Raw genomic sequence first — 25,289 nt, 5'->3', positions numbered from 1 at the left:
CGTGATCGGGGGCGGCTCCACCCCGGGAGCCATGCTGCCCACCTTCGTGCTGGCCGTGACTTGTGACGAGCTGAGCGCGAACGAGATCGCGGCTCGCCTGCGCGCCTTCGACCCGCCCGTCATCGCGCGCGTCGACGAAGGCCGCGTGCTGCTCGACTTCCGCACCGTGTTCCCCGAGCAGGACGAGGTTGTGGTGCAGGCGTTGCGCAGTCTGTGATTCTTCTCTGCGGCCTCTGCGCTTGAATCGCACTCGCGGAAACAAAAAGGGCGGCCTCGCGGCCGCCCCTTTCGTTGAAACGCTGGATCTTAGAGAGCGGTAACGTTCTCCGCCTGCCAGCCCTTGGGTCCCTTGACGAGGTTGAACTGCACGGCTTGGCCTTCTTTCAGGGAGCGAAAGCCCTCTGACTGGATGGCCGAGAAATGCACGAAAACATCCTCACCGTTCTGACGGCTGATGAAGCCGTAGCCCTTGGCGTCATTGAACCACTTCACAATTCCTTGTTCCATGTTGCGGGTAATTCCTTTGTTTGTTGGATTTGCGCTGGACTGAAGCGGAAAACCGCAGAGGCAGGTGTAGCCGTAAAGCCGAACCGCTCTGAAACCCCTTCCATCGAACGCGCTTAGAGCATACCGCAGAAGGGTCGGAAAGGCAAAAATGGGTGCCCGGGAGGGCAACCGGGCCATGTGGTACTTTAGTTCGCCACGAGGCGCAGATGATCGTCGGCACGGGCGTGGACATCGTGGAGGTGCCGCGGGTGGCGGCGGCCATCGAGCGCTTCGGTCAGCGCTTCCTGGAGCGCGTGTTCACCCCAAACGAGATCCGCTACTGCGATTCCAAGCGCAATCGTGCCGAGCGCTACGCCGCCCGCTTCGCCGCCAAGGAGGCCGCGCTCAAGGCGCTGGGCACAGGCTGGAGGCGCGGCGTGGCCTGGCGCGAGGTCGAGGTGCGGCGCGAGCCCGGTGGTCGCCCTACCCTCCACTTTTCCGGCAAGGCAGCCGCCTTTGCCGCCAGCCTGGGAACCAGGCGCGCGGCGCTTTCGCTCTCCCACACTGCAGAGCAGGCCATCGCGCAAGTCATCTTGGAGAGCGATTAGCCCGGAGGACTAGGTCGAGCATGGTCCAACCTCGGAATCGCCGCACCGACGGATGCCTCACGGGCCGACGCGCATGAGTGACACCCAGGTCCTGCCGCTGGTGGAAGCGCCGGGCGCGCACGAAGTGCCGCCGCGGCGCATGTTGGTGGGCGTAGCCCTGGTGAGCTTCAGCATGCTCCTGCTGGAGCTGGCCTGCACCCGCCTCTTCTCCGTGGTGCTCTTCTACCACTTCGCCTTCCTGGCTATCGGGGTGGCCCTCCTCGGGCTGGGTGCGGGCGGCGTGTTCGCCTTCCTGGGTCGCCGGTGGCTGGCCCAGTGGGAGACCAGTGCGCTGGTGGCGCGCGTCTGCGTGCTGAACGTCGTGGCCACGGTCTTGGCCCTGGCCATCATCCTGATCGTGCCGGTCTCGCCCGAATTGACCTGGCGCAACTTCGGCAAGCTTTCCGCGGTGTACCTGGCGACCAGCGTTCCGTTTTTCCTTTGTGGGCTGGTGCTCTCGCTGGTGTTCGCGCGGGAGGCGAAGAAGGTCTCTCATCTCTACGGCGCGGACCTGATGGGTGGCGCGCTGGCCTGCCTGCTGGTGGTCCCGGCGCTGAACACCATCGGAGCGCCCAATGCCATCCTGGCTTCGGCACTGGCGATGGCGGCATGCTCTGCGGTGTGGGCCCCGAAGCGGGCGCAACGCAACACCGCCCTGCGCATGGCGGTGGTGATGCTGGCGCTCATCGCCGTGAACTTTCGCGGCGACGTGTTCGACCGCAAGTATGTGCGCGCCGTCAACCGCGAGCAGCCCAAGATCGAGTTCTCCCGCTGGAACGCCATCTCCCGGGTGGAGGTACAGGAGGTGGGGCAAGCGAAGTACGCGGTGATCGACGCCGACGCGCAAACCGCCATCATGAACATCGACCCGCGCATCGCGCAGCAGCCGGAAATGAGGCGCAGGATCTTTTCCGGCGTCCCGGCGGTGGTGAACGTGCTCCGCCCGCAGGGGGACTACGCCATCATCGGGCCGGGGGGCGGCGTGGACGTCATCCGGGCGCTGGCCGGGGGCAGCCGCAACATCACCGGCATCGAGATCAACCCGGTCATCGTCAACACCATCATGCTCGACAAGTATCGCGACTATTCGCAGCGCCTGTACGAGCAGCCTGAGGTGCACATCCACGTCAGTGACGGGCGCAGTTTCCTGCGCTCGAGCCCGGAACTCTACGACGTGGTGCAGATGACCCTGGTGGACACCTGGGCGGCCACCTCGGCAGGCGTGTTCGCGCTCAGCGAGAACAATCTCTACACCGTGGAAGCCTTTCGCGAGTACTTCGAGCACCTGAAGCCGGACGGCATGCTGGCGGTGACCCGCTGGGAATTCCGCCAGCCTCGAGAAGCGCTGCGCGTCGTCTCGCAGGGCATGGCGGCGCTGAGGACGCTGGGCGTGCAACGTGCCGATGCCCACTTCCTGATTGTGGCCAATTCCCCCTTGGATGAGGACGGCGTGCCGGTGACCGTGCTCATCAAGCGCTCTCCTTTCACCGCCGGGGAGGAAGCCGCGCTGCACGCGCACCTGCGGGAACACACCCACTTGCGCGTGCTCTACACCCCTTCCACGCAGGAATCGAATCCCTTCACCCGGCTGATACAGAGTGGCGATCCCTGGGGGTTCGCGCAGGACTATCCCTATAACGTGGCCCCGGTGACGGACGACAACCCGTTCTTTTTCTTCACCGTGAAGGCCGAAGACGTGATTGCGGGCGCCATAGGCGGCGAAGCCCGGGGCATCGATTGGCGCATCAACCTGGGCGTGGCGGTGCTGGTCATGCTGCTGGGCATTTCGCTGGGAGCGGTGGCGTTGTTCTTGATCCTGCCCCTGGCGGTGCGCACCGGAGTGCGCGGCCACAACATGCTGCGCCTCTTCTACTTCGTGGCCGTGGGTTTGGGATACATCCTGGTGGAGATCGCCCTCATCCAGCGTTTCGTGCTCTTCCTCGGACACCCCACGTACGCGCTTACGGTGGTGGTGTTCCTGATGTTGTTGGCGAGCGGCGTCGGCAGCGTCACGGCGCGTCGCTGGCTGGCGCAGCCGGTGCGCGTGCGGATGGTGCTGGCGGGGATCGTGCTGGTGGTCGCGGCCTACGTGTACCTGCTGCCCCCGCTGCTGGCGCGGCTGGTCGGACTGCCCTTCGTCGCCAAGCTGCTGTTGTGCGGGGTGCTGCTGCTTCCTCTGGGGTTCATCATGGGAATGCCGTTCCCCACCGGCCTGCGGGCCCTGGCCGGGGGTGGCGAGGAAACCATCGAGTGGGCCTTCGCGCTCAACGCTGCCGCCAGCGTACTGGGCTCGACCCTGGCGGTGGTGATCGCCATCCAGTGGGGATTGGGGGCAACCCTGGCCACCGGCGCTGCCGCCTATGCGCTGGCCGCCACCGCTACGTCCCTGTGGCGGCGCGCGGAGGGCTGACGCCTGCAAACTCCATCTGATATGATGCGGCGCTCTGCTGGCGCGCGCGGTTTCGTCCTCAGGCGCGCCGGCTCCGGAGGAGCAAGTTGCCCAGCCGCAGGCAGGTCACATGGGCCGAGCTCCGTGTGGGAGTCACCGTGCTGGTCTCCAGCGCGGTGCTGGCGGTGGCCGTTTTTCTGGTCACCGGCACCACCGGGCTGTTCGGCGGCACCATCGAGGTCAAGGCCTACTTCGACAACGCCGAAGGCCTGCGCCAGGGCGCGCCCGTGAGCCTGCAGGGCGTGGACATCGGCAACGTCACCGGCATCCGCATCGTGCAGGGTCGGCCCCAGCAACCGGTGGAGGTGACCATGAAGCTCTCCACCATGTATCACGAGCGCCTGCGCAAGGACTCGATCGCCTCGCTGAACACGCGCGGCGCACTGGGCGAAACCTATATCGATATCTTCAGCGCCGAGGCCAAAGGGCCGCAGGCCGCCGACGGCGACGTCCTTCCCTCGGAAGAGCGGCCCGGCCTGCAGGACGTGGTGCGCGCCAGCCAGACCACGCTGGAAAACATGAACGTTCTGCTCAAACGGCTGGACCGCATCGTGGCCGCGGTGGAGCGCGGCGAGGGCTCGATCGGCAAGTTCATCTACGACCCCACTCTCTTCAACAAGGCCAATGAGACGCTGAACGAGGTCCGCAGCTTGCTGCGGGGTGTCAGCCGTGGCGAAGGCACAGTCGGAAAGCTGTTGAAGGACGAAGAGCTCTACCGCCGCGCCAATGCCTCGGTGGAAAAGCTGAACTGCATTATCGACAAGATCGAGAGAGGCGAGGGCTCAGCCGGTAAGTTCATCAACGATCCCAAGCTCTACGAGCAGGCGGAGCAGACCATGGCCAAGGCCAGCCGCGTCATGACCGACGTCGAGGCGGGCAAGGGAACCATGGGCAAGATCCTTCGTGACGAAGAGTTCGCCAAGCGGGTGGACAACACCGTGACCCGGCTCTCGCAGATCGCCGACCGCCTGGAGGCCGGCGAGGGCACCGCCGGAAAGCTCTTACGCGATCCTTCGATTTACACCAACGCCGACCAGATGCTGGTCGAAACCCGCAACCTGATCCAGGCGGTACGCGAAAACCCGAAGAAGTACCTGACCATTCGCTTCAAGCTGTTCTGAGCCTTGCGCGCCAAACTGATATGAGGAGATCCATGCGAACCACACTTGCACTTGCGTTCACGTTGATTCTGGCAGCGCTCACCGCTGCCGCCCAGGGGGAGAAGAGCGGCCCGGCGCGCGGTTTCAGTCTGGATGCGATGGACCGCAGCGTTGACCCCTGCACCGACTTCTATCAGTACTCCTGCGGCGGCTGGCGCGCCAAGAACCCGATCCCCGCCGACCGCTCCAGTTGGGGACGGGGCAGCGAACTTCAGGAACGGAACAACGAAGTCCTGCGCGACATCCTGGACAAGGCCGCGGCCAAGAAGACCGGGGCCAGTGCGGTGGAGCAGCAAGTCGGAACGTTCTACGCGGCGTGCATGGATGAGAAGGCCGCAGACGCGCAGGGCTTCAAGCCTATCTCGCCCGAACTCCAGCGCATTGCCGCCCTCAAGAGCAAGGCCGAGTTGCCGGCGTTGCTCGCGGACTTGCACCGGTCGGGCGTGAACGCCTTGTTCCGCACCGACTCCGAACAGGACTTCAAGGACGCCACTGAAGTCATCGCCGTAACCGATCAGCGCGGTCTGAGCTTGCCCGATCGGGATTACTACCTCAAGGACGATCCCAGGTTTGTCGAGAATCGCAAGCAGTACCTGGAGCACCTGGAGAAGATGTTCGGGATGCTGGGCGACTCCCCGGAAAAGGCCGCAGCCGACGCCAAGACAGTCGTGGAGATCGAGACCCGGCTGGCGGAAGCCTCCATGGAGCGAGTGAAGCGCCGCGAGCCCGCCAACATTTATCACCGCATGAAGGTCGAGGATCTGGCCGCCCTCAGCCCCTCGTTCAACTGGAGCGCTTATATGAAGGCGGCGGGAGTGCCGCCCATCGAGACCCTGAATGTGCGCGTGCCCGATTTCTTCAAGGGCCTGGAGGGCGTGCTCACGTCGCGCAGCCTGGGTGACCTGCAGACCTACTTGCGCTGGCAGGTGGTCCGCGCCAATGCGCCTCTTCTGTCTTCCGCTATCGTCGAGGAGAATTTTGATTTCTTCGGCCGCAAGCTCACCGGCGCCAAGGAGAACCGGCCGCGCTGGAAGCGCTGCGTGGATCGGACCGACGACGCCCTGGGTGAAGCCCTGGGGCAGCTCTACGTGGAAGCCACCTTCGGCGCCGAGGGTAAGCAGCGCATGCTGAAGATGGTGAGTGCCCTCGAAGCGGCCCTGGAGCGCGACATTAAGGACCTCCCCTGGATGACCGAAGCGACCAAGAAGAAAGCGCTGGAGAAGCTGCACGCCATCGCCAACAAGATCGGATACCCGGAAAAGTATCGCGACTACTCCAGCATCCGCATTGCGCCCGACGACCTGGCGGGCAACGTCGCGCGCGGCAACCAGTTTGAGTTCGCGCGGCAACTGGACAAGATCGGCAAGCCGGTGGACCTCAAGGAGTGGTTCATGACGCCGCCCACGGTGAACGCCTATTACGATCCCCAGCAGAACAACATCAACTTTCCCGCCGGCATCCTGCAACCGCCCTTCTTCGACCGCAACATGGATGACGCCGTGAACTTCGGCGGGATCGGCGCGGTCATCGGGCACGAGCTCACCCACGGCTTCGACGACGAGGGCCGCAAGTTCGATCCCAAGGGCAACCTCAGCGACTGGTGGACCGAGGAGGACGCCAGGGAGTTCGAAAAGCGCGCCAGTTGCATCGCCGACGAGTACAGCGAGTTTTCTCCCATGGAGGGCGTGAAGCTGAACGGCAAGCTCACCCTGGGCGAGAACACCGCCGACAACGGCGGCCTGCGCATCGCTTACATGGCGCTCATGGACATGCTCGCCGGCAAGCAAGCGGAGCCCATCGACGGTTTCACCCCGGAGCAGCGTTTCTTTGTGGGCTGGGGACAGGTCTGGTGTCAGAACGTCACCGAGCAGCGGGCCAAGATGCTGGCCACCATCGATCCGCACTCGCCCGGGCGCTTCCGCGTGATCGGTGTCATTTCCAACATGCCCGAGTTTCAGAAGGCGTTCTCCTGCAAGAAGGGACAGCCCATGGTGCGGGAGAACGCTTGCCGGGTCTGGTGACCCCCGCGGTGCTTGCTTCTGCTGCGCGTTTTGGTCCGTCTAACGGATGAAAGGGGCCGCTTGGTCCCAATCTGCTTCGGCTTTGAGCCTCAGGCTCCTAGCTTCTAGCACAATTTCGTTCTTGCGAGTTCCGGGAGGGACAAGTCATGCGAGTGATTCGAGTGATGTGCCTTTTGGGGATGCTGGTGGGCACGCTGTGGGCACAGTCCGACGGGCCCAGACCCATGAAGAGCCTTGACCTGGATGCCATGGATACGTCCGTCAACCCGTGCCAGGATTTCTTCCAGTACGCCTGCGGCAAGTGGAACGCCAACAACCCCGTCCCGCCGGACCAGACGCGCTGGGGCCGCTTCGACGAGCTGCGCGAGCGCAACCGCTACGTCCTGCGTAACATCCTGGAGAAGTACCGCGCCAAGGACCCCAGCCGCTCGGCCGTGGAGCAGAAGATCGGCGACTACTATGAGGCCTGCATGGACCAGGCTGCCATCGAGAAGAAGGGCCTGAAGCCGCTGCGGCCGTACCTTAAGCAGATCGACAAGTTGAAATCCAAAGCCGGCCTGACCCAGGTGCTGATCACGCTCCATGACGCCGGCTCGAACGCTCTATTCGGGTTCGGCGCTGTCCCGCAGCTCAAGAACTCCTCCACCACCGGCGCCTGGGCGGACCAGGGCGGCCTTGGCTTGCCTAACAAGGACTTCTACTTCAAGGACGACGCCAAGTCGGGAGAGATCCGCATCCAGTACGTGGAGCACGTCGGCAAGATGCTCGAGCTGCTGGGCCAATCGCCGGCCACCGCGAAAAACACCGCCACAGCCATCATGAAGCTGGAGACGTCGCTGGCCAGGAACGCGCAGGACCCGGTCACCCGTCGCAACCCCAACAACCTCGACCACTGGATGAAGCGCAGCGACTTCGAGGCGCTGGCGCCCTCCATCCAGTGGACCATGTATTACGAAGGTATCGGCGCTCCGGCTTTCACCGAGCTCAACGTGGCCAACCCCGGGTTCTTCAAAGGACTGGAAGCCGCCGTGAACGAAACCGACCTGCCCACCCTCAAGGCCTACCTCAAGTGGCGCGTCGTCACGCTGGCGGCGCAGTTCCTTCCGGAACGCTTCCAGCAGGAGAATTTCAACTTCTTCCAGAAGACTTTGCAGGGCGCAAAAGAAATCCAGCCGCGCTGGAAGCGCTGCGCCAACGCGGTGGACGGCGACCTGGGCCAGGCGCTGGGGCAGAAGTACGTGGAGCTGACCTTCGGCGCCGAAGGCAAGGAACGCACGCTGAAGATGGTGCACGCGCTCGAAAAAGCGCTGGCGCGCGACATCGAACAGCTCGACTGGATGGGCCCGGAAACCAAGCAGCGCGCCAAGGAAAAGCTGGACGCCATCTTCAACATGATCGGTTATCCGGATAAGTGGCGCGACTACTCCGCGCTCACCATCAAGCGCGGCGACGGACTGGGCAACTCGCTGCGCTCCAACGTCTTCGAGAACCGGCGGCGGCTGCGCAAGATCGGCAACCCGGTGGACCGCACGGAGTGGCCGTTCACCCCTCCCACCGTGAATGCCGGCTACTCGCCGCTGCAGAACCGCATCTCCTTCCCCGCCGGCATCTTGCAGCCGCCGTTCTACAGCAACGACATCGATGACGCGGTGAACTTCGGCGCTATTGGCGTTGTGATCGGCCACGAACTCACGCATGGCTTCGATGATTCCGGCCGTCGCTACGATCCCCAGGGCACCCTGCGCGACTGGTGGACGCCGGAGGATGGCAAGGAGTTCGAGCGGCGCGCCGCGTGTATCGCCGACCAGTACAGCGGCTACTCACCCATCGAGGGCGTCAAGCTGAATGGCAAGCTCACCCTGGGCGAGAACACCGCCGACAACGGCGGCAACCGTATTGCGCTGATGGCGTTGTGGGACACGCTGGGCGGCAAGCAGCCGGAGAAGATCGACGGCTTCACCGCCGAGCAGCGCTTCTTCCTCGGCTACGGGCAGATCTGGTGTCAGAACGTCACCCCCGAGCGCGAACGCACCTCCGCGCTCACCGATCCGCATTCACCGGGACGCTTCCGCGTGAACGGCGTGGTCTCCAACTCGCCTGAGTTTCAGAAGGCGTTCGGCTGCAAGAAAGGGGATCCCATGGTGCGCGAGAACGCCTGCCGCGTGTGGTAAGAAACCAGCTAGTAGCTCATAGCTGGTGCTCGTTCACGCTGCGCAGGCCGCTTGTTCCGTCACCACCGGCAGCCCGGCATTCTTCCATGCCGTCATGCCGCCGGTCACGTTGTGGACGTTCGCGTAGCCGGCTCGCCGCAGGATGCTCGAGGCGATACTGGAGCGGTAGCCGGAGCCGCAGACGAGGTAAACCTCGCGGTCGCGCGGCACTTGGCCGATGCTCTGCGGCAGCTCGCCGGCCATGATGTGCATCGCGCCCTGCACGTGGCCCGAGTTCCACTCTCCCACCGTGCGCACGTCGAGCACGCAGGCCGAGTTGGCGTGCTGCTTCTCCGCCAGCTCGTACACGGAGACCTGCGGAACGTGCTCCTGCGGGTATCCCTCCAGGATCCAGGAGCGCATACCGCCGCGCAGATAGCCGCAGATGTCATCCAGGCCCACGCGGATGAGCGAGCGCCGCGCTGCCTCGCAATCCGAGTTTTCTTCGCCCACCAGCAGGATGGGGGTGTCGTACGGCACCACCCACGCGGCCCACATGGAGAGGTTCTGGTCGCCGCCGATGGAGAAAGCGCCCGGAACATGCGTCCCACCGAACGCTTCCGGCCGGCGCAGGTCGATCACCACCGCGTTCTTCTTCTCGATCAGGGTCTCGAAGTCTTCGGGCACCAGCGCGCCGCCATCCGGGATGCCGCCCAGCGGCCGCGCCCCTTCCGAGTTCACCCGCTTCATGCGCTTGTAGTACTCCGGAAACGGCGGGACAGTTCCCAGGATGCGGTCGACGAACTCCTCGCGCGAGCGCAGGCCGAAGAAAATGTTGGAAGCCCGCTCGTAGCCCAGCGTGGTGAAGGGACGCTCGCCCATGCCCGCCCCGCAAAGCGAGCCCGCGCCATGCGCGGGCAGAACCTGGACGCCGTCCGGCAGATGCTTCAGGCGCTCGTGCACGCTCTGGTAGAGTTCGCCCGCCAGGCGCTGTTTCGCCGCCTCACCCAGCAGGTCCGGCCGCCCCAGCGAGCCCACGAAAACGAAATCGCCGGAGAGCATCGCCAGCGGATGCTTTCGCCCGCGCTCGTATACCAGGAACGCCAGGTGCTCGGGCGTGTGCCCGGGCGTGTGCATGGCCACCACCCGCGCCTCACCCAGGTCCAGTTCCTCTCCGTCGCGGAAGTCGCGGTGCGGGAATTGGTACTGGAAGTCCTCGCCCTCGTCGTGGCCGCTCAACCAGGCTTCGGCGCCGGTGTCCTCCACCAGCTCGCGCGCCCCGGAGGCGTAGTCGGCATGAATGTGCGTCTCCAGCACGTGCGTGATCTTCAGCCCGTGGGAGGCGGCGTAGTCCAGGTACACGTCGATGTCGCGCCGTGGATCGACCACAGCCGCGCTGCCTGCGGAAACGATCACGTACGAGTAGTGGGCCAGCCCGGGTACTTCAAAGCGTTCGATGCGCATGACGGAAAAAGATGATACACGCGCGGGCTTGCCCTGTCAGTGAGCGGGCGACGCGGACCGCCGCAAGCCTACGCACGCGCCATGGGAGCAGGTGGTCATGTCCTCGGTCCCTTGGTGCCCGTAGGTTGGGGTTGGCTCGGGGCCACAAGCTGCGGTCCCCGGCCCGTACCGGCTTGGCGTTGTGGGCTGGCGGGGACACCCGGTGCCCGCACCACGTTGGTGGGAGTGCCCGCGGCAAAGCTCCGGATGTTCTCGATGGTCGTGTCGAGGATGCGTTCCAGCGCCTCCCGGCTGTTGAAGGCATTGTGGGGAGTGAAGATGACATTCTCGTGCCGGAACAGGACATGGGTGCGGACGACGGCCTGCAGCTTGTCCAGGCTCTGTGTTTTCAGGTCAAGCAGCTGTCTCTCTTCCTGGATCAGTTCCTCCCCTTCCACCACGTCCAGTCCGGCGCCGGCAAGGTGGCCGCTTTCCAGGGCTTCCAGCAGCGCCTCCGTGTCCACCAGGCGGCCGCGGGCGGTGTTGATGAACAGCGCTCCCCGCCTCATGCGCCGGAACTTCTCCTGGTCCATGAAGTGGTGCACGGCCGGTGAGAACGGCATGTGCAACGTGACGATGTCGCTCGAGCCGAGCAGTTCCTCGATTCCCACGTACTCGTAGCCGAGCAATTCAGCCAGAAACGGGTTGTGGAACGGGTCATAGGCGAGGACGCGCATGCCGAAACCGCGTCCCACCTTGATGACGTGCAGGCCGATCTTTCCTGCTCCCACCACCCCCAGGGTCTTGCCCTTCAGATCGAAGCCGGTGAGCCCTTCCAGGGAGAAGTCTCCGCGCTGGACGCGCACGTAGGACTGGTGGATCTTGCGGGAGAGCGACAGGATCAGGGCGAAGGTGTGCTCGGCGACCGTGTTCTCGCCGTAACTGGGCACATTGGCGACCGTGATGCCGCGGGCCGCACAGGCTTGCAGATCCACGTGGTCGAATCCGGTCGAGCGCGTAGCCACCAGGCGCAGCCCCGGCAGGGCCGCAAGCACCTCGGCGTTGATCTGGGAATAGATGAAGGGGGAGAGGATTTCGCAGTCCTGAAGCTGCGGCAGCATGGCCGCTTCAAGCGGCTCTTCGCTGAAAAAGAAGGTGTGGCCCGGCAAGCGCTCGCGCAGGTACTCGCGTTCCCAGTCCTTAGCCTCGAGAAGAGCCGCCTTCATGGGAACCTCCGTCCCGGAACCGCTGGTGCTGTCCTCCTCAAGTCTAGGCGACAGTGGCCGTGCGAACCATGGCTTCTTCCAACTCGTGGATGCGGTGGGACATCTTTTCCATCATGCGGAAGGCCAGAGCAGGATCCTCGTGGACCCGGCGCAGGAAGTCGCTCTTTTCCAGGGTGAGCACACAGGCGTCCCCGAGGGCGCGCACCGTGGTGGTGCGGACATCGTCAGCGAACATGGCCGTCTCGCCGAAGAACTCCTCCTCACCCAGCACCGCCAGGCAGTATTCCTTGTCGCCGTCCCGGCGCAGCACTTCCACTTCTCCTCTCTGGACCACGTACATGCAGTCTCCCGCTTCTCCCTGGTGAAAGATCACTTCGCCATCGTGGAAATACCTGCCCAGTACGCCGCTGATCATGAATTCCCTCCTCTTGCGCCGCTTCAGGCTTTTGGGCCAGCCGGCGGCCAGAATTTCGGTGAACAACCGGCTCCAGAAGGCCGGATGCAGGGTGCGCTGGAATACGTCACGGTAGGGAGCGCTGCCGGTGAACGTGTCCCACAGCACCGAACTCAGGCGCCGGTATCCTCCCGCGGTGCGCTGCTCGCGCGAAACCATCTTCCAGATGCCGCGCCGGCCCACCCGGCTCTTCTTCACCAGCCCGGAAACCGCGAACACGAACTTCCCGATGGCATTGTCGGAGGCGATGGACCGGCACACCGGCCGGTAATGTTTCCGGAAATCCTCGGCCGAGATTCCGTGGAACACGGCGGTGCGGGCTGCGGCCTTGGCGGTGCGGTAGCCCGCGCCGATTCCATCTTTGTACAAGCGCGTGATTCCGGCATCGCCGATGAATACCAGTCGGTCGCCGAAAGGCTGCTCCGCTCCGGCGATATTGATCCGCGGGGAGCAATGGCAGAAGTCGTCGGGCGCCTGCCAGTTGGGCGGCAGGCATTCCTTGACCACCGGGGAGCTGAGAAACGAGTCCACCAGCGGCTTGTCGATGTCGAGCCCCAGCAGGCATAAGGTGACGTAGTCGCCTTTGGGAATCAGGGCGGCAAACTCCAGGCGCGGTAGATCGAGCAGAAACACATGCATGGCGCTGCCCAGATAAACCTTGATGGTCTCCTTCCCCAGGTAGTACTCGGCGATATAGGTCTTGGTGGTCTTCGGCGGTTGATACGGCCCGGCAAGGCCCTCCAGAAGTTTGGGCGCGTAGGAATTGATTCCGGAGGCCACGGCCAGCAGGTCGTAAGGTTCCGTTTCGCCGGCCGATGTCCGCAGCCGCGGACGACCGGCGCTCCAATCCGCACCCTCTACACGGGAAACAACCTGGCGGGCGCCTTTTTCCACCGCCAGGCCGAGCAAGTGGCTGTCGAAGCTTGAGTAGCGAATGTCCTTGATGCCGCGCGGGCCGCCGCCCCGGTGCACGGAAGCGATGCGCTTCTCCTCCCCGGGTGTCTGGATGCGTACGCTGCCCACGTCCATGTGGAGGTAGTAAGAATCGATACTCCTCTGCACAACCTTCGTCGGAAGATGAATGCCTTCGGCGGCCAGGTTCTGCACCAGCGATTCCGAGACGATGCCGCCGCACATGTTGCAGCTCTTGGGTCCGGGCTGGGAGAAGTCCTTGGGCTCGTAGATGTCGATGTGCGGGCTGAAGCCCATCCGCTGGGCGAACTGGAGAAGAAAGTACGCGAAGAACGATCCCGCCGGACCGGCGCCGATCACGGCCACGCGGGAGTTCTTGTGCAGCTTCAGTCCGTCAGAACGCGAGTGCGGGTCGACCCTCGAGGGCGTCATGGCTCTTCCTCTCATCCAATCATCCAAGCGCTCAGACCGGAAGCGCTGCGCGGCCAGTTCGAAAGCACGTGGAGCACGCGCCTGCGGCGAACGCCGTGATCTCCGCCCCGAGCATCCGCTGCAATGGGTGAGAGGTCAGTGACTTTTGTCACAAGATTCTGTGATACGCCCGCTGATCTCAGCGCTTCGGTGAAGCAAGCTCACTCTTGACTTGCTCCGCCAGCCGGCGTTCCTGCGGGCTCAGAGCGACCGGGCACACGAGTGCTTTCGCCAGCAGCGCATGCGCCTCATCCGCGCGGCCGCTCCGCCAGCGGATAAGCGAAGCATGCAGCAGGAGCAGGGGGGAAGCGCTGCCGGGAGCCATGGCCGGCTCCAGCGCAGCTTCGGCCTTGGGAGTGTCGCCCTGCTGCGCCCATGCCCAGGCCAGCGCATCGGCGGCATGAACATCCTGGCGGTTCTGCCAGTCCTTTTCTGCCCATCGCACGGCCTCGGCACGCGTCTTGGCATCGTCCGCCTCGAGCAGCGCCAGTTCGTGCCAGGCGTCACGAATATTCCCGGCGGCGCGTTGCAGCAGTTCGGAACGTGCACGCCGGCGCTGCTCGGCAGCCTGCTGTGGCTTCCCGGCGGCGGCGTAGAGATCGCCCTGCGCGATGCGATAACGCGGATCAGGCGCGGCCTTCCACTGCTTCTCATAGAAGCGCAGCGCCTGCCGCGTCTTCCCTTCGGCGGCGTCCAGTTCCGCCAGGTGCTCTCCGGCAAGGAAATAGGAAGGAGCCAGGGTCAGTGCGCGCTCATAGGCCGCGCGCGCCCGGTCAGGATGACACTGTGCCAGTTGCAGCGAGCCTCGTCGCACCTCGCACCACGCCCGGGTGGTGGCCGGAGCCGATTGCATCTCCGGAAGAGCGCAGGCTTGCTCCACCTCGCGCAGTGCGTCGGCTGACTCGCCCTGATATTCATGGAACGCGGCCAGGCGGATGAGATAGCTGAAGTCTGTGCGCTCCTGCATTCTTTCCAGCGCGGCCTCAGCCGCCTGGAGATCCCCCATCGCCAGGTGGGCGTCGAAGAGCGCGCCTCGCGCCGAAGGATCGCCTGCCATCGTGTCCACCGCCTCCTGGGCGTAGGTCCGCGCTTCCGGAAAGCGATGCAGCGCCAGCGAAACCGTGGAGAGCCCCAGCAGGGCTTCATAGTTGCGCTGCATGGAAAGCGAGCGCTCCAGATAGCGCGCCGCGTCGAGGTAGTACGAAACCCGCCCGGAGGCACGCGCCTTGTCGGCGAAGGCGAGACCCAGCCGTGCATAGGCGGGATAGGTCGAGCGTCCGCCGATTCGTTGCCGGTAATAGCGGATGCGGGCGTCCGGGTCAGCGCTCCCGGGCTGCTGTGCGTAAGCCATCAGGCCCGCCACCAGCGCCAGCCACAAAACGGCCAGAACCCTTTTCTGCAGGCGCATCACAGCGCCCGGCTACGGCGCCGGGTGCGGCGGCGCAAGATACGGGAACGTATCGAGGAATGGGACGTCGTTCGTAGTGGGTGAGGGGTTCTCGCTGTTGAACACGCGGCACTCGCTCGCCAGGGAGCACATCAGGTCTACGACGTCGTCGGTCAGCGCCCGGCCATTGGGGAAGGCCGCGGGCCTGGACGTGTCGAAGATGATAGGCGCCGGCATGACGCCCATCTTCCGCATCTGCTGCGACATGGACATGCTGTTGAGCGGCTGCTGCTCCGGGAACATGGCCCGCAGCGGTTCCCCCACCAGGTCCTGGAAAGGACCGTCAAAGTCATCGACCTTGCTGGTGGCCCACACCAGGATCGTGCTTTGCCTCCGCAGCACGGAGGAAAGCGGCACTTCGAGCACCATGCAGGCCGAGTTGCGTCCGGCACGCGGCGTGCGGATGAACGCGTCGTCCCGCAGGCCGGCGAAGAAATTCACGATCTGTGGGTCCTTCGTGGCAACGCCTCGTATCATCCGCTTGAGTTCAGTCGAGCCATCGGATCGGAACCGGATGCGGAATACGATGTCGTCCTTGATGTGGTCCGGGTCCAGGATGGTACCGCCGTAGCCGCTGGGATCATCCGCACCGACCTCGGACGTCACGTCGAGGTGAAACTTGAAGGTCACGTCGCTGGGGAAGACGTAACTGGTCGCCGACGGCGGGATGGCCGTGTTCGAGCACATGCTCAACACCAGGTTCTGGCCCTGGGTGAAGACATGCAGATCGCTCAGGTTCGCGTCCAGGCGCGCGCCCTGCGGACCGGTGGGTGAGTCGGAGTGATCCGACCCCAAAGCAGACACGGTAAACAGTGCCAGGCAAAGAATCGCGGCGTTTCGCATGCATGCCCCTCTTGGGGGGAGGCGGGGCAATAGAATCCGGCGAACGCCGCGCAATTGTCAAGGAAATGGGTACTCGCGGGTGTCACCTCCGCCGTTGGGTCTCGCGCAGGATGTTCGTGAAGCTCCGCCCGCTGAAGGTCACCGTAGGCGTGATGCGGCCGGCCACTTGCACGCGCGCTCCCTGGGTCGGCACGCCGTACCGCTCCGAGAACACCCACAGGCGGCCGGTGCCGTCGTCCACTTGATACACGCCTTTGTTCAGGACACCGAAAGATTCCGTCACCGTGCCCGACACACCGACTTCCTTGTTCAGGTAGCGGCCGGGGTCGGCGTTGATCTGCCCGATGGTGGTCTGCTCCGGGCAACCCAGAAGCGCCAGTGTGAGCAGCGTCAGCCCTGCAGCAAGGAAAAGTCTTTGGGAGTTGGTACGCATGATGCCTTCCTCCTCATTCCTTAGATGGGAGCGGAAGGCAAGAAGATGTGGTGGCCGGCTCGCAATGGTCTCGCCGGGCGGAGCAACCCGGACCCGGCCGTCGGCATCCGCGTCGCCGGCAAGAGGCCGCGACTCGCCGCGAAAGCTGTCCCTACTCTTTCAGGGCGGCGTCGGTGTGTTCGTGGGCGTGGTAGCTGGAGCGGACCAGCGGGCCGGACTCCACGTGGCGAAAGCCCATGGCCATCGCTTCTTCCTTCAGGGACCGGAACTCATCCGGCGTGTAGTAGCGGGCCACCGGCAGATGGTCGAGCGTAGGTCGCAGGTACTGGCCGACGGTAAGGATATCGACTCCGCGTTCCGCAAGGTCGCGGAACACTGCGAGCAGTTCGTCCATGCTCTCGCCCAGGCCGGCCATCAGCCCGGACTTGGTCACCATTGTGGGTGAGAGTTGCTTGGCGTGCGCCAGCAGGTCGAGCGAGCGCTGGTAGCGTGCTCCCGAGCGCACCGTGCGGTAAAGGCGGGGAACGGTCTCGGTGTTGTGGTTGAGCACATCGGGACGGGCGTCGAGGACCGCCCGCAGCGATTCTTCGTCACCCTGGAAGTCCGGGATCAGCACCTCCACGCGGCAGCCCGGAGCCCGGCGGCGAATCTGGCGAATGGTTTCGGCGAAGATCCGTGCCCCGCCCAGGTTGTCGTCATCGCGATTCACGCTGGTCACCACCGCGTGCCTCAGCCCCAGCGTGGCCACAGCTTCCGCCACCCTCCCAGGCTCGTCCCGGTCGATGGGCCCGGGACGTCCCTTGGGCACGGCACAGAAGCCGCAGCGGCGCGTGCACACGTCGCCCAGCAGCATGAACGTTGCCGTGCGGTGGTTCCAGCACTCGCCGATGTTGGGGCAATGCGCCGACTCGCACACTGTGTGCAGGCCCAGCGAGCGCGCCAGCACTTTCAGTTCGTGGAAGTTCTCTCCCATCGGCGCGCGCGCCTTCAGCCACTCCGGCTTCGCCTGCGGGCGCAGCGGCACCGGCGCGATTTGCACGAGCTGGAAGGAAGCGGCCATCGGCATTTCTATTGTAAATGGCAGCCGTCGCAGGAGTTGCCGCTTTAACCGCCGGGGAGGACAACTCGGGACTCGGTACTGCTCACTCTCTCTACAGCGTGTGCATGTACGCGATCAGATCGTCCACCTGCTGCGCCGTCAGGAGATTGCTGTAGCCCGGCATCTTGGCCCGGCCGGCGACGATGGCGTCGCGCACGCGCTCGTCGTTGGCGGGAGCGCCGCTCGGCAACTGGCGCTTCTTGTACATGCCCATCAGCGTGGGCCCGCGCTGCTCGTCTCCGCTGTAGGCCTCATGGCAGACCAGGCAGTGGGCATCATAGACGCGGCGGCCGCGGGCCTGCTGCGGCGTCAGGCCCAGCTCGGCATCGCTCTTGGGGCGCGTGTCCTTCTGGCAGCCCGCCATCACCGAAAGCAACACGCCCAGCAGCGTGCAAACGAAGAGAAGCGGACTGGGATGAATGCGCTGCATCCCCATGGACGAAAACCGGATGCTATCCCCGCCGCACCTCGGCGTCAACGCGCCCTTTTCCCTGCCCCGCGACGCGGGCTATCATGAACATCCCGCCTATGGAAGTTCTGCTCAAACGCGCCTATGAGAAGCCCGCCAGGACGGACGGCACCCGCGTCCTGGTGGACCGCCTGTGGCCGCGCGGCGTGAACAAGCAGGCGGCCCGGCTCCACGCCTGGCTGAAGGACCTGGCCCCCTCCGACGGGCTGCGTCGCTGGTTCCACGCTCGCCCTTCGCACTGGATGCGCTTTCGCGCGCTTTACCTGAGGGAACTGGCGGAGCCGGCCGCCTCGCGCGCGCTCGAGGAGCTTTACCGGCTGGCCGATAAGCCGCGGCCGCTGACCCTGGTCTATGCCTCCCGCAACACCGAGCACAACAACGCCACCGTCCTCAAGGAACTGCTGGAAGGCATGCGCAAGCCGCCTTCGACCGCCGGACCGGCGGCCGCCGCGCGCATGCGAGCTCGCGCCGTGCGCCGTCGGTGACGTTTGATCCTTTTTCCCATTCCGGCCGAGTCCCCGTCCTCGTACGCCGCCACCGCCTGGGACGTCATCCTGCACGCGCAACAAAGGCCGGCAAGCGCCTGGTGGCTCATTCCCCAAGCGGATCACGCTCTGCTGGCCGGCGACCTCGCTGCCCACTTCAATCCCGCCAAGACCGCGCCGCTCGATTCCGACGCAGTGCGCGCCATCGCCCTGCACGACGCCGGCTGGACGCCGGTCGATGACGCTGTGCTCGCGGACCACAGCCGCCCACGGCCTCTCTCCTTCCTCGACGTCCCCGTGATGTCGATGCTGGCCGCCTGGACGGGATCGATCGAGGCCGCTCTCAGCGTCGGCCCCCTCGGCGGCTTGATGGTCGCCGGCCACTTCCTGCGCCTGGCCCGTAGCGTTGCAGAAATGCGTCCCGCTGCCGATGCCGCCCTGGTGCAAGTCTTCGTCCGGCGCGAGGAAGAGCGGCGTGCGCATTTATTCGACCGCCAGTCGCAAACCCCGCAGGAGGTCGAGACGCTGGTGGACGTACTCCAGTTGTGCGACCTGGTCTCGCTCTATCTCTGCTGCGGCTCCCGGCAGCCGGTGGAGTTCGCGCGCGCGCCACTCCCCTTACAGCTCGCCTGGGATGGCGACACGGCCGTGCTCGACCCTTCCCCGCTTTCGCGCCGCATCCGGCTCACGGTTCCCGCCTTCCGGTTTCCTCCCCAGCCCGGAGAATCCAGCCCGACGCGCTTCACGTACGATCTTCGCTAGCTTGTCAGTTGCAGCCCGTGACTGGCCGGTGGTCAAATACTCACGCCCGCATGACGAACAAGCACAGGCCGATCCCGCCCGAGCTCTGGCAGGAGTATCTCAAGACGCTCGACGAGACCAAGGACGCTCCCCCGGACAAGAAACGCGAGCGCCTGCTCATCTCTTTCGCGGAACTGCAATACGGTCTGCACGGCGGCGCGCTGTGCTCGGTATGCCGCGCGCACGTGCGCCATGTCCTGCCCGTGCGTTCGGAACGCGAGGACGGCACCATCCTCGATTATGCTTGTTTGTGCACCCGTTGCCTGGAAGGCGAAAAAGCGCTGGCTACTCGGGTGCGCGTCGGCATGGGCGAAGCCTACGTCGAGTACACCAGGAAGACCTGAACCGCCACCAGGTCCTACTTCTTTCGCCGCCTCGCTGTCCGATCGTCCACCACCGCTTGCACGATGCGGTCAATCACGGCGTCGGCTTGCTCGTAGGAAAAGGTGTGGTTGTTGGAGAGGATGGAGAACGCGATGGGCTCGCCCCCGAGCGTCGTCAGGTATCCGGAGAGCGACTTCACATGCTCCATGGACCCCGTCTTGGCCTGCACCCGCCCTTCGGCGCCTGTGCCGCGGAAGCGCTCGGCCAGCGACCCGTCCTGGCCCGCGACCGGCAGCGTCTCGCGGTAAGCTGCGCCCCAGGGCTGACCTGCCGCATAGCGCAGAAGGCCCACCACCGCCCGCGGTGAAACCAGGTTCTTCCGCGAAAGCCCGGATCCGTCATACAACACTACTTCCGCTGGGTTCACTCCCGCCGGCGTGAGGAAAAACTGCAACACCGAGAGCCCGGCCTCGATCGATCCCGCCGTCCCTTTCTCGCGCCCCAGCAGTCGCAGCGCCATCTCCGCGTGCAGGTTCTGGCTGACCTTGTTAATGACTCGGAGGTCTTCCAGCAGCGGCAGCGACTCATGCGTTGCCAGCACGACGGTCCGCGGCACGGCAGAGCCGGTCTCTACCGGACCACCGCCGGCGCTGGCTGTCGCCGTGACGTGAAAGGTCGGCAGTCCCATGGGCTCCTGGTGTCGGGCGCGCGCCTTCCCGTAAACATTGATGCCGCGTCGCTCCAGCAGCCGCCGGAAAATGCGCGCGGAAAAATCCGCTGGATCTTCCAGCGCGATGGCCTCACTCGTGCCCGTGTCGTCCGCCGGGATCGAACCCCATAGCGTCAGTGTGTTGGAACCCGGCTGCCGGTCCACCACCACGTTGCGCGGTCCGCTGCCTGCCGCCGTGGTCACCAGCCGGTTGTCGATCTGGAAGGTTTCGGGGAACGGGTCCAGCGTGACGAAGGCCTTCTCGCCCGCCCGCTCGCCGGGCAGGATGCGGATGAACAGCACGTTGTCGTTGAGCGACAACGCCGAGACTGGCGCGCCCCAGGCCCGCGCCACATCGTCGTACGACCAGCCTTCCGCGTAGCGCTCGAAGACGAAGTAGGTGTCGTCGGCGACCACGTCGCCCTCCACCACCCGCACGCCGCGCGCCGCCAGTTGGTCCGCCAGTTGCTCCAGCACGAACACCGGCGGTTGCCCGCGCTCGGTGCGCGTCTTGTAGGGCAGCGTCCGGCCGGAGAGATTCGGATCGCCCCGCCCCACCAGCATCAGGTCCCCGCTGATGCGCCCGTAGCGGTCGGGTGCCGCAGCCGCCTCTACCGTGGTGCGGAACTTGTGCTCCGGCCCGATCAGCGCCAAAGCCGCCGCCGTGATGAAAAGCTTGGTGTTCGACGCCGGCGTGAACAGCTTCTCCGCATTGCGCTCGTAGAGCGTCGTGCCGCTGCGCAGCGACACTACCTCGACGCCCCAGAAGCCGCGCGCCGCTTGCGGCTCGGCCAGAATGGCGTCGATCTTCGCCGCCAGGACCTTCTGGCGCGCCTTCTCGGCCTTCGTCGCGGCAACCGCCTGCGACGCAATCAGGATCAGCACAACAACGACCGCAACTCGGCAACGCTTATGCATCAGGAGAATTCTAGCGGAGTTTGCCGTCCTCGCCCTCGGTTTCCGCCGGCAAGACGTTGGCAAGCCGGCACCCCTCCTTCGTGTTGCCGGAGCCTGCCGTGAGCCTGTCGAAGGGTGTCCTTTGTGCTTGGCTTTCCGCCACGGGACTTGCAACTGGAAACCAGAAGCCAGAAACTCGAAACTGCCTTTATGCGCCCCCCCTTCACCTGGCGGCTCAAGTCCCGCTCACTTGAGCTGGGCTCGCGTACTCTCGTCATGGGCGTGGTCAATGTCACGCCCGACTCTTTCTCCGACGGCGGCCTCTACCTCGATCCCGACCTCGCTGTCGCCCACGCCCTGCGCCTGCTCGACGAAGGCGCCGATCTGCTCGACATCGGCGGCGAGTCCACTCGTCCGGGCTCGGCCGACCGCGTTCCGGAGGAAGAGGAACTGCGGCGCGTCCTGCCGGTGATTGAAGGCGTCCTGCGCGGGCGGCCGCAGGCCATCATTTCCGTGGATACCTATAAGTCTGGCGTCGCCCGCCGCGCCGTCGAAGCCGGCGCCGAGATCATCAACGACATCAGCGCCTTCCGCTGGGACCCCGCCATGGCCGGCGCCGTGGCCGAACTCGCCTGCGGCTGCATCCTCATGCACATGCGCGGACGCCCGGAAGAATGGCGCACGCTCGCGCCCATCGACAACCTCCCCGGCCGTGTGCTGCGCGACCTCGCGCACTGGGCGCAGCAGGCGCTCGACGCCGGCGTCGCCCGCGACCGCATCGTGCTCGATCCCGGCTTCGGCTTCGGCAAGAACTTCGAGGAGAACTACCCCTTGCTGGCGCGGTTCCGCGAACTGCGCCGGCTCGATTTCCCATTGCTGGCCGGCACTTCGCGCAAATCGTTCCTTGGCCGAACGCTGGCGCGTAACGGCCAGGACGCCCCGCCCGGCCAGCGCCTCTCCGCCAGCCTGGCCTCCATGACCGCCGCCATCCTCCAGGGCGCGCATATCGTGCGTGTTCACGACGTCAAGGAATCGGTCGAAGCGGCCCGCATCGCCGACGCCATCCTCGCCGCGAAGAGCTGATCAAGAAAGCGCAAAGAAGCCTTAGACCTTTTGGCCCTTCGTTTTGCTTCGTGTCCTTTGTGGTTAGATGGTTTTTTCCGAATCCAGCAATATCGTCACCGGCCCGTCGTTCACCAGCGTCACGTCCATCATTTCCTGAAAGCGGCCGGTTTCACAGCGCAGCCCGAAGGCGCGCAACCGCTCGACGAAGTACTCGTACAGGCGCCGCGCCTCCGCTGGCGGCGCCGCCCGGTCGAACGACGGACGCTTGCCGCGGCGAACGTCGCCGTACAGCGTGAATTGCGAGACCACCAGTACGGCCCCGCCGCTTTCGCCGACCGCGCGATTCATTTTCCCTTCCCCGTCTTCGAAGACGCGCAGGCCCGCAACCTTGTCGGCCAGGTAGTCCGCCGCGGCTTCCGTGTCCTCTCGCGCCACTCCCACAAATACCAGCAGGCCCGCGCCAATCGAGCCCACTACTTCTCCATTCACCGCAACCGACGCCTGCTTCACGCGCTGCACCACGGCCCGCATGCAACCAAGTGTCAAGTTTCCGGTTTCAAGTTTCAAGTAAGCAGGTCATTGACGCCACCCCAGCCACTTCCTAGAATCCTCCTTCCCTTCTTGGAGGTCCCTTCAATGCGAAAACCGCTTCTCGCACTCATCCCGCTCTTATGTTTCGCCGCCCTCGCCCAGGACGTCACTCATCCCACCGGCAAGAACGAACTGGTCATCCGCAGCGCCACGCTCCTCACCGTCACGCATGGGCGCATCGAGAACGGCAGCGTGTACGTCAAGGACGGCAAGATCGTGGCCTTCGGTGCGAACGTGGACGCGCCCGCATCGGCCACCGTGGTTGACGCTGCCGGCAGGTTCGTCACCCCCGGCATCATCGACGCTCACTCGCACTCCGCGCTTGATGACGACGTCAACGAAGCCACCAGCCCGGTCACGCCCCACATGCGCATGCAGGACGCCTTCGAATACACCGACAAGGCGGTCTACCGCTCCCTGGCCGGCGGCGTCACTACGTCGCTCTCCCTGCACGGCTCGGCCAACATGATTGGCGGGCAGGCCATCGTCTTCAAGCACAAGTACGGCCTCGGTCGCGACCAGATGCTCTTTGCCGGCGCCCCACGCTCCATCAAGTTCGCTTCCGGCGAGAACCCCAAGCGCGTCTACGGCACCCTCAAGCAGATGCCTTCCACCCGCATGGGCAACTTCGCCGTGCAGCGCCAGGCGCTGGCCGAAGCCCGCGACTACATGCACGAGTGGGAGGAGTACGAAGCCAAGCTGGCCAAAGGCGACTCGGACGCTAAGCGTCCCAAGCGCGACCTGAAGCTCGAAGCTCTGGCCGAGGTCCTGCGCGGGAATCTTCTCGTCCAGATCCACTGCTATCGTGCCGACGAGTTCCTCACCGAGATCGCCATCGCGCACGAGTTCGGCTACAAGATCCGCGCCTTCCACCACGCCCTCGAGGCCTACAAGGTGCCGGAGGAGATCGCCAAGGAGGGCATCGCCATCGCCACCTTCACGGACTGGTGGGGCTACAAGCACGAAGCTTGGGACGCCATACCCTGGAACGCGGTCATGGCCATGCGCAAGGGCGTGCGCGTCGCCATCAAGAGCGATTCCGACGATTTCGCCCGCCGCCTCAACCAGGAAGCCGGCAAGACCATGCGCTACGGTGGCGCCACCGAGGAGGACGCTCTGCGCATGATCACCCTCAACCCCGCCTGGATCATCGGTGTCGACGATCGCGTGGGCTCCATCGACGTGGGCAAGGATGCCGACCTCGTCATCTGGGATAGCTACCCGCTTTCCACCTTCGCCCGCGCCGACCAGGTCTTCATCGACGGTGACCTCTATTTCGACCGCTCGCTTCCCGGCTACGGCATGCCGCAGTACAAGGAGGGAAACTGATGCGCACACATCGTTGTTGTCATCCCGAGCGAGACGCCGTTGCTTCTTGTCGAGCGAAGGATCTAGGCGCGCCGATTCGCGTCGGTGCGCGAAAGGCGCGCATCCTTTTTGCCTTGATTCTTCTCATCACCATGTCGTCCCTCACCCTCGCCGCTCAGACACCCGCTCCCGTCGTCCTCCGCGGCGGCAAGCTCCTTACCGTGTCTCACGGCGTCATCGAGAACGGTGTGCTGGTGATGGAAAACGGCAAAATCACCGCTCTCGGCAAGGCGGGCGAGGTCGCCATCCCCAAGGGCGCGCGCGTCCTCGACGTCAAGGGCATGACCGTCTATCCCGGCCTCATCGACTCGCAGACCAATCTTGGCCTCACCGAAATCTCTGCGGTTGCGATGACCAACGACCTGGTCGAGCCCAGCGACGAGATCACGCCCCACATGCATGTCTACGATGCCTTTCACGCCGAGTCGGAACTCATCCCGGTGACGCGCCTGAACGGCATCACCAACGCCATCGTGGCCCCGGCGGAGACCAACACCCTGCCCGGCCAAGCCTCGCTGGTGCAGCTCGACGGCCGTTCCCGCGACGAGATGCTGGTCGTCCGCGACCTCGCGCTCATGATGAACTTCACCGGCGCCCAGCGACGCAACCAGACTTGGGACAGCCGCAAGTTCCCCCAGACTCGCATGGGCCTTGCCGCCCAGCTTCGTCAGGCCTTCCTGGACGCCCAGGACTACCGCCAGCGCCGGCAGGAGTACGAGCAGCGCAAGGCGGCCAAGGAAAAGGATCCCACCCTCAAGGACAAGGAGCGTCCCAAGCGCGACCTCAGGCTGGAAGCGCTCTTGCCCTATCTCGACGGCAAGAAGCCCGTGGTGCTGGCTGCGGCGGAGCCCAGCGACGTTGAAGTTGCGCTCAGCCTGGCGCGCGAATTCAACCTGCAAGTCGTGCTCAACCACATCACCCATTCGCTGACCTTGCTGGACAAGATCGCGGAAGCCAAACTTCCTGTCATCGTCGGCCCCATCTACACCACGCCCAAGGACAACGAACGCTACGATGTGGTCTATCGCCTGCCCGCCGAATTGGCGCGCCGCGGCATCAAGTTCGCTTTCGCCTCCTACGATGCCCATGATGTGCGCAACCTGCCCTACGCCGCCGGCTACGCCGTCGCCTGGGGCGTCCCTTACGACCAAGCCCTGAAGGCGTTGACGCTCAATCCCGCCGAGATCTGGGGCGTGGCCGCTCAGTTGGGCTCGCTCGATGCCGGCAAGACCGCCAACATCGTCGTCGCCGATGGCGACCCGCTCGATGTCCGCACCGACGTCAAGCGCCTCTTCATCGCTGGCCGCGAGGTCCCTCTCACCAGCCGCCAGACCGCCCT

The 25,289-nt window shown here is 65.0% G+C and carries 23 protein-coding genes; 12 read left to right on the top strand and 11 right to left on the bottom strand.

Annotation, left to right across the window (positions count from 1 at the left end; all coding sequences use genetic code 11):
* On the top strand, positions 1 to 217 hold a 217-nt coding region (locus VLE48_10900; GenBank protein HSA93510.1), incomplete at its 5' end, for a hypothetical protein.
* Between the two features lie 89 nt (positions 218 to 306).
* Here the strand turns inward: VLE48_10900 and VLE48_10895 are convergent.
* Positions 307 to 507, bottom strand: coding sequence for a cold-shock protein (locus tag VLE48_10895; GenBank protein HSA93509.1), 201 nt, complete (start codon positions 505 to 507; stop codon positions 307 to 309).
* Positions 508 to 713: 206 nt separating this feature from the next.
* On the opposite strand from VLE48_10895, the gene VLE48_10890 reads away from it, so the two are divergent.
* From VLE48_10890 to VLE48_10870, 5 genes are all read left to right on the top strand, one after another.
* Positions 714 to 1,094: a holo-[acyl-carrier-protein] synthase gene (locus VLE48_10890; protein ID HSA93508.1), complete on the top strand. Its 381-nt coding sequence runs from the start codon at positions 714 to 716 to the stop codon at positions 1,092 to 1,094.
* Between the two features lie 73 nt (positions 1,095 to 1,167).
* A complete protein-coding gene (locus tag VLE48_10885; GenBank protein ID HSA93507.1) occupies positions 1,168 to 3,543 on the top strand; it encodes a hypothetical protein in 2,376 nt (791 codons plus the stop codon).
* Between the two features lie 86 nt (positions 3,544 to 3,629).
* On the top strand, positions 3,630 to 4,703 hold the full coding sequence (locus VLE48_10880; GenBank protein ID HSA93506.1) for an MlaD family protein: 1,074 nt from the start codon (positions 3,630 to 3,632) through the stop codon (positions 4,701 to 4,703).
* A gap of 32 nt (positions 4,704 to 4,735) precedes the next feature.
* A complete protein-coding gene (locus VLE48_10875; GenBank protein HSA93505.1) occupies positions 4,736 to 6,763 on the top strand; it encodes a M13 family metallopeptidase in 2,028 nt (675 codons plus the stop codon).
* A 146-nt stretch (positions 6,764 to 6,909) separates the two neighbouring features.
* Positions 6,910 to 8,934: a M13 family metallopeptidase gene (locus VLE48_10870; GenBank protein ID HSA93504.1), complete on the top strand. Its 2,025-nt coding sequence runs from the start codon at positions 6,910 to 6,912 to the stop codon at positions 8,932 to 8,934.
* A 33-nt stretch (positions 8,935 to 8,967) separates the two neighbouring features.
* Here the strand turns inward: VLE48_10870 and VLE48_10865 are convergent, their stop codons facing one another.
* The 8 genes from VLE48_10865 to VLE48_10830 all read right to left on the bottom strand — a co-directional run bounded on the left by VLE48_10865 (position 8,968) and on the right by VLE48_10830 (position 17,677).
* Complete coding sequence (locus tag VLE48_10865) at positions 8,968 to 10,377, bottom strand: rhodanese-like domain-containing protein (GenBank protein HSA93503.1); 1,410 nt, start codon at positions 10,375 to 10,377, stop codon at positions 8,968 to 8,970.
* 95 nt (positions 10,378 to 10,472) lie between these two features.
* Positions 10,473 to 11,582, bottom strand: coding sequence for a hydroxyacid dehydrogenase (locus VLE48_10860; GenBank protein ID HSA93502.1), 1,110 nt, complete (start codon positions 11,580 to 11,582; stop codon positions 10,473 to 10,475).
* A gap of 43 nt (positions 11,583 to 11,625) precedes the next feature.
* Positions 11,626 to 13,380, bottom strand: a complete 1,755-nt coding sequence (locus VLE48_10855) for a cyclic nucleotide-binding domain-containing protein (protein HSA93501.1) — start codon at positions 13,378 to 13,380, stop codon at positions 11,626 to 11,628.
* Between the two features lie 178 nt (positions 13,381 to 13,558).
* The gene (locus VLE48_10850) at positions 13,559 to 14,827 is read right to left on the bottom strand and encodes a tetratricopeptide repeat protein (protein ID HSA93500.1); all 1,269 of its coding nucleotides are present in this window, start codon (positions 14,825 to 14,827) and stop codon (positions 13,559 to 13,561) included.
* 12 nt (positions 14,828 to 14,839) lie between these two features.
* Entirely contained in the window at positions 14,840 to 15,709 is an 870-nt protein-coding gene (locus VLE48_10845) for a DUF4331 family protein (GenBank protein HSA93499.1), read from the bottom strand.
* Positions 15,710 to 15,791: 82 nt separating this feature from the next.
* Positions 15,792 to 16,142 carry a hypothetical protein gene (locus tag VLE48_10840; GenBank protein ID HSA93498.1) on the bottom strand — a complete coding sequence of 117 codons (351 nt, stop codon included), beginning with the start codon at positions 16,140 to 16,142 and terminating at the stop codon, positions 15,792 to 15,794.
* Positions 16,143 to 16,293: 151 nt separating this feature from the next.
* A complete protein-coding gene (gene lipA, locus VLE48_10835; GenBank protein HSA93497.1) occupies positions 16,294 to 17,202 on the bottom strand; it encodes a lipoyl synthase in 909 nt (302 codons plus the stop codon).
* A gap of 91 nt (positions 17,203 to 17,293) precedes the next feature.
* Positions 17,294 to 17,677, bottom strand: coding sequence for a cytochrome c (locus tag VLE48_10830; protein HSA93496.1), 384 nt, complete (start codon positions 17,675 to 17,677; stop codon positions 17,294 to 17,296).
* A gap of 77 nt (positions 17,678 to 17,754) precedes the next feature.
* On the opposite strand from VLE48_10830, the gene VLE48_10825 reads away from it, so the two are divergent.
* The 3 genes from VLE48_10825 to VLE48_10815 are packed head-to-tail and all read left to right on the top strand — an operon-like array spanning position 17,755 to position 19,340.
* The gene (locus VLE48_10825; protein HSA93495.1) at positions 17,755 to 18,195 is read left to right on the top strand and encodes a DUF488 family protein; all 441 of its coding nucleotides are present in this window, start codon (positions 17,755 to 17,757) and stop codon (positions 18,193 to 18,195) included.
* A gap of 3 nt (positions 18,196 to 18,198) precedes the next feature.
* Positions 18,199 to 18,957, top strand: coding sequence for a DUF3891 family protein (locus VLE48_10820; GenBank protein HSA93494.1), 759 nt, complete (start codon positions 18,199 to 18,201; stop codon positions 18,955 to 18,957).
* 50 nt (positions 18,958 to 19,007) lie between these two features.
* Positions 19,008 to 19,340, top strand: a complete 333-nt coding sequence (locus VLE48_10815) for a hypothetical protein (protein HSA93493.1) — start codon at positions 19,008 to 19,010, stop codon at positions 19,338 to 19,340.
* A gap of 14 nt (positions 19,341 to 19,354) precedes the next feature.
* On the opposite strand, the gene dacB is transcribed toward VLE48_10815, so the two are convergent.
* Positions 19,355 to 20,947, bottom strand: a complete 1,593-nt coding sequence (dacB, locus tag VLE48_10810; protein HSA93492.1) for a D-alanyl-D-alanine carboxypeptidase/D-alanyl-D-alanine-endopeptidase — start codon at positions 20,945 to 20,947, stop codon at positions 19,355 to 19,357.
* Positions 20,948 to 21,136: 189 nt separating this feature from the next.
* Here dacB and folP point away from each other — a divergent pair, with 189 nt between their 5' ends.
* Positions 21,137 to 22,009, top strand: a complete 873-nt coding sequence (folP, locus tag VLE48_10805; GenBank protein ID HSA93491.1) for a dihydropteroate synthase — start codon at positions 21,137 to 21,139, stop codon at positions 22,007 to 22,009.
* A 63-nt stretch (positions 22,010 to 22,072) separates the two neighbouring features.
* Here folP and dtd read toward each other — a convergent pair whose 3' ends face one another.
* A complete protein-coding gene (dtd, locus tag VLE48_10800) occupies positions 22,073 to 22,537 on the bottom strand; it encodes a D-aminoacyl-tRNA deacylase (GenBank protein HSA93490.1) in 465 nt (154 codons plus the stop codon).
* Positions 22,538 to 22,627: 90 nt separating this feature from the next.
* Between dtd and VLE48_10795 the strand changes: the two genes are divergently transcribed.
* A complete protein-coding gene (locus tag VLE48_10795) occupies positions 22,628 to 23,911 on the top strand; it encodes an amidohydrolase family protein (protein HSA93489.1) in 1,284 nt (427 codons plus the stop codon).
* Between the two features lie 113 nt (positions 23,912 to 24,024).
* Positions 24,025 to 25,289 (top strand): amidohydrolase family protein (locus VLE48_10790; GenBank protein ID HSA93488.1); only part of this gene is annotated, 1,265 nt, incomplete at its 3' end.

This window comes from Terriglobales bacterium (genome assembly GCA_035454605.1).
In the GTDB taxonomy this organism is placed as follows: Bacteria; Acidobacteriota; Terriglobia; order Terriglobales; family Acidobacteriaceae; genus DATMAB01.
Note: the sequence above shows the minus strand (reverse complement) of the source record. Positions and strands in the feature narration are given on the sequence as shown.

Excerpts from the sequence above, each read along its gene's own strand:
- VLE48_10850 (HSA93500.1), bottom strand. The coding sequence starts at position 14,827 with ATGCGCCTGCAGAAAAGGGTTCTGGCCGTTTTGTGGCTGGCGCTGGTG.
- VLE48_10865 (HSA93503.1), bottom strand. The coding sequence starts at position 10,377 with ATGCGCATCGAACGCTTTGAAGTACCCGGGCTGGCCCACTACTCGTAC.
- folP (HSA93491.1), top strand. The coding sequence starts at position 21,137 with ATGCGCCCCCCCTTCACCTGGCGGCTCAAGTCCCGCTCACTTGAGCTG.
- VLE48_10795 (HSA93489.1), top strand. The coding sequence starts at position 22,628 with ATGCGAAAACCGCTTCTCGCACTCATCCCGCTCTTATGTTTCGCCGCC.
- VLE48_10860 (HSA93502.1), bottom strand. The coding sequence starts at position 11,582 with ATGAAGGCGGCTCTTCTCGAGGCTAAGGACTGGGAACGCGAGTACCTG.
- VLE48_10830 (HSA93496.1), bottom strand. The coding sequence starts at position 17,677 with ATGGGGATGCAGCGCATTCATCCCAGTCCGCTTCTCTTCGTTTGCACG.
- VLE48_10890 (HSA93508.1), top strand. The coding sequence starts at position 714 with ATGATCGTCGGCACGGGCGTGGACATCGTGGAGGTGCCGCGGGTGGCG.
- VLE48_10895 (HSA93509.1), bottom strand. The coding sequence starts at position 507 with ATGGAACAAGGAATTGTGAAGTGGTTCAATGACGCCAAGGGCTACGGC.
- VLE48_10840 (HSA93498.1), bottom strand. The coding sequence starts at position 16,142 with ATGCGTACCAACTCCCAAAGACTTTTCCTTGCTGCAGGGCTGACGCTG.
- VLE48_10845 (HSA93499.1), bottom strand. The coding sequence starts at position 15,709 with ATGCGAAACGCCGCGATTCTTTGCCTGGCACTGTTTACCGTGTCTGCT.
- VLE48_10855 (HSA93501.1), bottom strand. The coding sequence starts at position 13,380 with ATGACGCCCTCGAGGGTCGACCCGCACTCGCGTTCTGACGGACTGAAG.
- VLE48_10870 (HSA93504.1), top strand. The coding sequence starts at position 6,910 with ATGCGAGTGATTCGAGTGATGTGCCTTTTGGGGATGCTGGTGGGCACG.
- VLE48_10825 (HSA93495.1), top strand. The coding sequence starts at position 17,755 with ATGAACATCCCGCCTATGGAAGTTCTGCTCAAACGCGCCTATGAGAAG.
- VLE48_10815 (HSA93493.1), top strand. The coding sequence starts at position 19,008 with ATGACGAACAAGCACAGGCCGATCCCGCCCGAGCTCTGGCAGGAGTAT.
- dacB (HSA93492.1), bottom strand. The coding sequence starts at position 20,947 with ATGCATAAGCGTTGCCGAGTTGCGGTCGTTGTTGTGCTGATCCTGATT.
- VLE48_10885 (HSA93507.1), top strand. The coding sequence starts at position 1,168 with ATGAGTGACACCCAGGTCCTGCCGCTGGTGGAAGCGCCGGGCGCGCAC.
- VLE48_10875 (HSA93505.1), top strand. The coding sequence starts at position 4,736 with ATGCGAACCACACTTGCACTTGCGTTCACGTTGATTCTGGCAGCGCTC.
- lipA (HSA93497.1), bottom strand. The coding sequence starts at position 17,202 with ATGGCCGCTTCCTTCCAGCTCGTGCAAATCGCGCCGGTGCCGCTGCGC.